Source organism: Milkweed yellows phytoplasma str. MW1, from assembly GCF_000309485.1.
GTDB lineage: Bacteria > Bacillota_I > Bacilli_A > Acholeplasmatales > Acholeplasmataceae > Phytoplasma.
Window position 1 is genome coordinate 1 of the sequence record NZ_AKIL01000126.1, and the last position, 345, is coordinate 345.

The window sequence follows — 345 nt, forward strand, 5'->3', positions numbered from 1 at the left end:
GCATGAAGACCAAAACCTAACAAAAGGCAACTAAAATATAAAGCAATCTTTTCAATAAAAGTTAATTGACTCATTGGTATTTACTAATATTAATTTAATTTAGCTAATTGGTCTTGTAAATGTTGAATGCATTCATTTAAATGAGGTTTTAATTCTGCTTGCGTATTAGGATCTTCTATTTCTCTTTGATAGGCAGCAAGATCTTGTTTTAAATTAATTTTAGCAGCTATTTGAGCTATTTTATCATCAATGGTTTGAATTCTATTTTCTTTACTAATTTTGTCATTATTAAGAGTAGTTTTATCAGTAGAAGTTAATTGAGTATTTTTTAATTTTTCTTCTATA

The 345-nt window shown here is 25.2% G+C and carries 1 pseudogene; it reads right to left on the reverse strand.

Going from position 1 to position 345, the window contains the following annotated elements:
- Nucleotides 1-89: 89 nt before the first annotated feature.
- Nucleotides 90-345, reverse strand: a pseudogene (locus tag RI76_RS02195) (hypothetical protein); the annotation flags it as partial.